Raw genomic sequence first — 6,283 nt, forward strand, 5'->3', positions numbered from 1 at the left:
CAGCGGGTTTTCCGTCAGTGCACGCAGAACTCGTTGCCTTCCACATCGGCCATGGTCACGAAGTACTGCCCGCGCTCGCGTCCGGTGCGCGCCACCGTCCCGCCGCGCGCGCACAGCTGTGCCACCAGCGCGTCCACCTTGGCGATCCGCTCAGCCAGGTCGTCGCCGGGCGCGGTGGCCTGGATGTCCAGGTGCAGCCGGTTCTTGCCCTGTTTGCCCTCCGGCACGCCGAGGAAGCAGATCCGGCCGTCGCCGTCCGGCTCGACCACCGAGGCGAACTCGGCCACCTCCTCGGCCGGGAAACCCTTGGCCCGCTGGAACTCCAGCCAGCTGGGCTGCCCGTCCGGCGGGTCCTGGACGCGGTAGTCCAAGGCGTAGGCCCAGAACTCGGCCATCAGGTCCGGGTTCCGGCAGTCGACGACCACCTGGAAGGCGCGGGGCATGCCGCCAGCATTCCACGATCAGCCCGAGCGCAGCTGGGCCACCCTCGTGTCCAGGTTGCGGAAGTGCTCGGTCATCGCGGCCGCCGCGCGGTCGGCGTCCCGCTTGCGCAGCGCGGTCACGATGGCCCGGTGCCTGCGCACGGTCTGCATCGGGTTGGGGTCGGTGACGCCGAGGCGGTGGTTGACCCGGTGGAAGACGTCCCAGAACGCGCGCAGCAGCTGGGTCAGCAGCGCGTTGTCCAGGCAGCGGTAGAGCACCTCGTGGAACTCGCGGTCCTGCTCGGCGAAGGTCTCCCCGCTCTTGGCCCGCTCGCTCATCCGCTTGGTGACCTCGTCCAGCCCGGCCAGGTCGGCGGCCGGGATGATCTCGGCCACCCGGCGGATCAGCACCCCCTCCAGCGCCTCCCGCACCTCGACGATCTCCTCCATCGAGCGCAGGTCGCGGCCGATGTCGTGCAGCACCCGGAAGGTCAGCCCGTCGGCCAGCGGATCCAGCGACAGCCGGCCGACGTAGGTGCCGAAGCCGTGCCGGATCTCCACGATGTCCAGTGCCTGCAAGGCTTTCAGCGCCTCGCGCACGGAGTTGCGGCTCACCCCGAAGGTCTCGACCAGCTCGGTCTCGGTGGGCAGCGGGTCACCCGACTTCAGGCCGCGGCTGAGGATCAGCCCGGTGATCTCGTCCCGGATCGCCCGGTTCATCCGGGTGGCCAGCCTGGGCTCCTGCTGCGTCACGATTGGACCTCCTGCATCCAGCAAACCTTAGAGCAGACCAGCCTCGGCCAGGTGGGCGCGCACCGCGGCGCGTTCGGTGTCATCCAGCGGGATCATCGGTTCGCTGGTGACCGGGTTGGCGATCACGCCGAGCGCGGCCAGGCCCTCCTTGAACGCGCCGATCGCCGAGGAGTAGCGGCCCATCCGGCCGTCGCCGACGTGGATCAGCTGAAACAGCTTGCGCAGCCGCAACTGTTCGGCGCGGGCGGCGTCCCAGTCGCCCCGGGTGGCCGCGTGGTAGAGGCGGACGTAGCCGTGCGGGTCCAGGTTGCCGATGCCCGGCACCAGGCCGTGCGCGCCGAGGAACAGTCCGAGGTCGGCCAGGGTTTCCGAGCCGGAGTAGCAGTGGAAGACCGCGCGGTCGGTGCGCTCCAGCACCGCGCGCAGGCCGTCCAGGTCGCCGCTGGAGTCCTTGAGCCCGGCCAGGGTGCCGTCCTCGGCCAGCTCCACCACCACCTCCACCGGCAGCTTGCTGCCCACCGAGGCGGGGATGTCGTAGGCCAGCAGCGGCAGGTCGACCGCGGCCCGGATGGCCCGGAAGTGGCCGGGGAACTCGCTGGGGTGGGTGGGCGCGTAGAACGGCGCGGTGGCCACCAGCGCGTCCGCGCCCAGCGCCTTGGCCGCGCGGGCGTGCTCCAGCACCCGGGGCGTGGTGGTGTCGATGATCCCGGCCAGCACCGGCACCTGACCGGCGGCCACCCCGGCGACCACTTCCAGCGCCCGCTGGCGGAGCTGGTCGGGCAGGTAGGCGACCTCGCCGGTGGAGCCGGTGACGAACAGCCCGTGCACCCCGGCGTCGAGCAGGTGGGCGGTGAGGCGTTCCAGCGAGGGCACGTCCAGGTCGCGCTGGCTGGTCAGCGGGGTGCACACGGGTGGCACGACACCGCCGTGGAGCTGGGTCACGAGCTTCTCCCTTGCGGAGCGGAACCGGTGGGGCCTACGGTCGGCTGACATCCTACGTCCGATGTCCAATGTCCAGCCAGTGCGAGGTCCCGTGAGCTCAGTGGTGCGCGACCGGCTCGGCCGGTTCGCCTTCGGCGCCGACTACAACCCGGAGCAGTGGCCGGAGCAGGTCCAGGACGAGGACGTGGCGCTGATGCGCGCGGCCGGGGTGAGCCTGGTGTCGGTGGGCATCTTCAGCTGGGCGGTGGCCGAGCCGGAGCCTGGCCGGTACCAGTTGGACTGGCTGGACCGGGTGCTGGACCGGTTGGCCGCCAACGGGATCGGCGCCTGCCTGGCCACCATGACCGCCTCCCCGCCGCCCTGGCTGGCGCACCGGCACCCGGAGACGCTGCCCCGTCGCGCGGACGGCACGCTGCTCTCCCCCGGCGCGCGGCAGCACTACTGCCCGTCCAGCCCGGTCTACCGCGCCTACGCCGCCGGACTGGTGGAGACCTTGGCCACCCGCTACGCCGGGCATCCCGCGCTGGCCATGTGGCACGTGAACAACGAGTACGGCTGCCACGTGCCGGAGTGCTTCTGCGAGGTCTCGGCCGCGGCCTTCCGCGGCTGGCTGGCCGAGCGCTACGGCGGCGTCGACGGGCTGAACGAGGCCTGGTCCACCACGTTCTGGTCGCAGCGCTACCACGAGCTGACCGAGGTGCGCCCGCCGCGCACCGCGCCGACCTTCCCGAACCCGGCGCAGGTGCTGGACTACAAGCGGTTCTCCTCCCACGCCCTGCTGGAGTGCTTCCTGCTGGAGAAGGAGATCCTGCGCCGGGTCACCCCGGGGGTGCCGGTGACCACGAACTTCGTCGGGGCCTGGCACCGGATCGACGTGGCCTCCTGGGCGCCGCACCTGGACGTGGTCTCCTACGACTCCTACCCGGACCCGCACGACCCGGACACCGTGGTGCAGGCGGCTTTCGCCTACGACCAGATGCGCGCGCTGCACGGGAAACCGTGGCTGCTGCTGGAACAGGCGCCCAGCGCGGTGAACTGGCGCACCCGCAACGCGCCCAAGGCGCCCGGCCAGATGCGGCTGTGGAGCTACCAGGCGGTGGCCAGGGGCGCGGACGCGGTGATGTACTTCCAGTGGCGGCAGTCCCGCGGCGGCGCGGAACGCTTCCACTCCGCGATGGTGCCGCACGCCGGTCCAGGTGCCCGCGCGTACCGGGAGACCGCCGCCCTCGGTGCGGAGCTGGCCGGGCTGGAACCGTTGCTGGGCAGCGAAACCGAGGCTTCGGTGGCGTTGCTGGCGGACTGGTCCAGCGGCTGGGCGGTGCAGGGCAGCGCGCTGCCCTCGGCCGATCTGTCCTTCGAGGACACCAACCTGGCCCACTACCGTCCACTGTGGACAGCCGGGATCGCGGTGGACGTGGTGTCCGCGCAGGCCGACCTGAGCCGCTTCCGGCTGCTCGTGGTGCCCAACCTCTACCTGGTGGACGAGCCGGTCGCCGCCCGGCTGGTGGAGTACGTGCGCGCGGGCGGGCACCTGGTGCTGTCCTTCTTCTCCGGCATCGTGGACAGCGCGGACCGGGTGCACCTGGGCGGCTACCCCGGCCCGTTCCGCGAGCTGCTCGGCCTGACCGTGGAGGAGTTCTGGCCGCTGCCCGCCGACGGCGTGATCGCGCTGGAGTCCGGTGGCACCGGCCGGATCTGGTCGGAGTGGATCACCCCGGCGGGCGCGGAGGTGCTGGACCGCTTCGCCGAGGGCGAGCTGGCCGGACTCCCGGCGATCACCCGGCACGCCTTCGGCGCGGGGGTGGCGACCTACCTGGGCACCCGGCCGGATGAGGCAGGCATGGCCGAGGTGCTCGGCCGGGCGCTGGCCGACGCGGGTGTCGAACCGGTGCTGGCTGGGCTACCGGCGGGCGTGGAGGTAGCCGAGCGCCGTGGTGACCAGCGGTGGCTGTTCCTGTTGAACCACAACACTTCCGAGGTGACCGTGCCGGTGCCCGCGGGCGCGGTGGACGCCTTGACCGACAAGCCGCTGGCCGCGGCAGAGCGGCTTGCCGGTCGCGGCGTGCTGGTGGCGCGGCTGCCGCTGACCTGAAGCTGCCACCGGCTGGACCGGTCCCGCGGCTCGCCCCACCCTGGTCCGGTCGGGGAGTTGACGCAGGCGGAGGGACGGTCCAGTGGCCGGTCGGTGGGGGTGGCTGCTCGCGGTCGCCGTGGGCGCGGCCGCGATCGGTGGCTGTGTCAAGTGGGCGGCCGACGGCGAGCTGCGCTGGCTGACCATGGTGGTGGCGGGCAAGCCGGGCGGCGGCTGCCAGGTGATCGCCCCGGACGGCATCGCCTACCCGGACCTGGTGGCCCTCGCCGAGGACTCCGCTCTGGCGAGCCCGGCCCGGTACCTCGGCGGCGGCATCGTGCTGGCGCTGCTGCTCGCCACCGCGATCGTGGCCATCCGGCTCCGCCGATCCGGCGAGGACCCCATTGCCCCACCAAGATGAGGCGCGCCGGCCGGGCAGCGCCTCAGGCCACCGCCAGCACCCGCTGCCGGGCCGCCTGCAACTCCCGTCCCGGCGGAATCTGCAGCTCGTCCCACAGCAGCCCCTTGATCTGCCGGTACGCCGCGAGCGCGTCCGCCCGCCGCCCGGCCCGCTCCAGCGTGCTCACCAGCCGAGCCCACACCTGCTCGTCGTAGGGCTGCGCGGCCACCGACTGACGCAGCACCACCACCGCCTCCGGATAGCGCTTTCTCGCCAGCAACGCGGTCACCAGGCCGGAGCGGCCGCGGTCCCGCAGCTCGGTCAGCCGGGTCTGCTCGGCCAGCGCGCACATGCCCAGGGAGCTGAACGGGGTGCCCCGCCACAGCCGCAGCGCGGAGTCCAGCCCGGCGGCCGCAGCGTCGTGGTCGCCGTCGGCCAGCGCCCGGTGGCCTGCCGCGAGCAGGGTCTCGAACTCGGTGACGTCCAGGATGGCGGGGCCGGGGTTGAGCCGGTAGGCGCCGCGGGTGCTGTCGATGCTCAGCGCGCCCAGCGGGACGAGCCGCTTGCGCCACTGGCAGACGAACGCGCGCAGGTTGACCGCGGCCGAGGGCGGCGGCCGCTCGCCCCACAGCGCCTCTACCAAACGGTCGGTGGTGCACCATTGGCCGCGCCAGAGGGCCAGCGCGGTCAGCAGGTTCTGCGGGCGGGCGGAGAGCAGCGGCAGCGGCCGGTCCGCGTGCCACAGCTCCAGGTGGCCGAACAGCCGGAGCACGGTCTTGTCCATGTGGGCCCTTTCTCCCTCGGGGCCATCACCTTGCGCGGACGGGGTACAGCGGGCGTTCAGGGAGAGTTCTGCCGGGTACCAGAGGTGTCCGGAGCACTACTGGTAGTCACGGTGCCGGTCTGGCAAGCTCGGACCGCGAGGTCAGCGAGGGGGCGGGTGTGCTGTTCAGGGTGTTCGGGGTGCTGGAGGTGCATGGGCCGGACGGGGTGCTGGAGTTCGCCGCGGACAAGCCCCGCCGGATGCTCTCCGCCCTGCTGCTGCACGCCAACCGCTGGGTGCCCGACCACGAGCTGGTCGAGGCGATCTGGCCGGCCGGCGCGCCGGTGTCGGCGGCGGGCAACGTCAAGACCTACGCCAGCCAGGTGCGCAAGCTGCTCGCCCCCTTCGACACCCAGCCCGGCAGGCTGGAACGCCGGCCGGGGGCCTACCGGCTGACCGTGGCCCGCACCGAGCTGGACACCATGGTCTTCGAGGACCGGATCGGCGAGGCGGAGGCCGTGCTCGGCGCGGACCCGGCGCGGGCCGCCGAGCTGGTCACCGAGGCGCTGGCGCTGTGGCGCGGCGAGCCGTTCGACTCCCTCGCGGTGGAGGCGGCCGGGGTCGAGCTGGCCCGGCTGACCGAGCTGCGCTGGTCGGCCCGGCACACCCTGGCCGACGCGCTGCTCGCGGCGGGCAGGCACCGGGAGGCGATCGGCCTGCTGCGCGCGATGACCACCGAGGACCCGCTCAAGGAACCGACCTGGCTGCGCCTGCTGGCCGCGCTGGACGCCGGTGGCAGGCGGGCCGAGGCGCTGCTGGCCTACCAGGAGGCGCGCCGGGCCATCGTGACCGAGCTGGGCATCGAGCCGGGCGCGGCCCTGCGCGAGGCGTACCAGCGGGTGCTGGTGACCGACTCGCCCACCGCGCCCGAC

Annotated in this window: 7 protein-coding genes; 3 read left to right on the forward strand and 4 right to left on the reverse strand. The window is 73.1% G+C overall.

Annotated elements, in window-relative coordinates; all coding sequences use genetic code 11:
• Positions 1-14: 14 nt before the first annotated feature.
• The 3 genes from M8C13_RS08535 to M8C13_RS08545 are packed head-to-tail and all read right to left on the reverse strand — an operon-like array spanning position 15 to position 2,117.
• Positions 15-443: a VOC family protein gene (locus M8C13_RS08535; RefSeq protein WP_252479942.1), complete on the reverse strand. Its 429-nt coding sequence runs from the start codon at positions 441-443 to the stop codon at positions 15-17.
• A gap of 18 nt (positions 444-461) precedes the next feature.
• A complete protein-coding gene (locus M8C13_RS08540) occupies positions 462-1,175 on the reverse strand; it encodes a FadR/GntR family transcriptional regulator (protein WP_252479943.1) in 714 nt (237 codons plus the stop codon).
• A 27-nt stretch (positions 1,176-1,202) separates the two neighbouring features.
• Positions 1,203-2,117 (reverse strand): dihydrodipicolinate synthase family protein, encoded by a 915-nt coding sequence (locus M8C13_RS08545; RefSeq protein ID WP_252479944.1) that lies wholly within the window; start codon positions 2,115-2,117, stop codon positions 1,203-1,205.
• Between the two features lie 91 nt (positions 2,118-2,208).
• Between M8C13_RS08545 and M8C13_RS08550 the strand changes: the two genes are divergently transcribed.
• Positions 2,209-4,209: a beta-galactosidase gene (locus M8C13_RS08550; protein WP_252479945.1), complete on the forward strand. Its 2,001-nt coding sequence runs from the start codon at positions 2,209-2,211 to the stop codon at positions 4,207-4,209.
• Positions 4,210-4,291: 82 nt separating this feature from the next.
• A complete protein-coding gene (locus M8C13_RS08555; protein WP_252479946.1) occupies positions 4,292-4,609 on the forward strand; it encodes a hypothetical protein in 318 nt (105 codons plus the stop codon).
• A 22-nt stretch (positions 4,610-4,631) separates the two neighbouring features.
• On the opposite strand, the gene M8C13_RS08560 is transcribed toward M8C13_RS08555, so the two are convergent.
• Positions 4,632-5,372: an AfsR/SARP family transcriptional regulator gene (locus M8C13_RS08560; protein WP_252479947.1), complete on the reverse strand. Its 741-nt coding sequence runs from the start codon at positions 5,370-5,372 to the stop codon at positions 4,632-4,634.
• A gap of 158 nt (positions 5,373-5,530) precedes the next feature.
• Between M8C13_RS08560 and M8C13_RS08565 the strand changes: the two genes are divergently transcribed.
• A partial coding sequence (locus M8C13_RS08565; protein WP_252479948.1) for an AfsR/SARP family transcriptional regulator occupies positions 5,531-6,283 on the forward strand: 753 nt, incomplete at its 3' end.

Source organism: Crossiella sp. SN42, from assembly GCF_023897065.1.
GTDB lineage: Bacteria > Actinomycetota > Actinomycetes > Mycobacteriales > Pseudonocardiaceae > Crossiella.

Bases quoted from the DNA above. Each gene is read 5' to 3' on its own strand.
- M8C13_RS08535 (WP_252479942.1), bottom strand. From the start codon at position 443: ATGCCCCGCGCCTTCCAGGTGGTCGTCGACTGCCGGAACCCGGACCTG.
- M8C13_RS08560 (WP_252479947.1), bottom strand. From the start codon at position 5,372: ATGGACAAGACCGTGCTCCGGCTGTTCGGCCACCTGGAGCTGTGGCAC.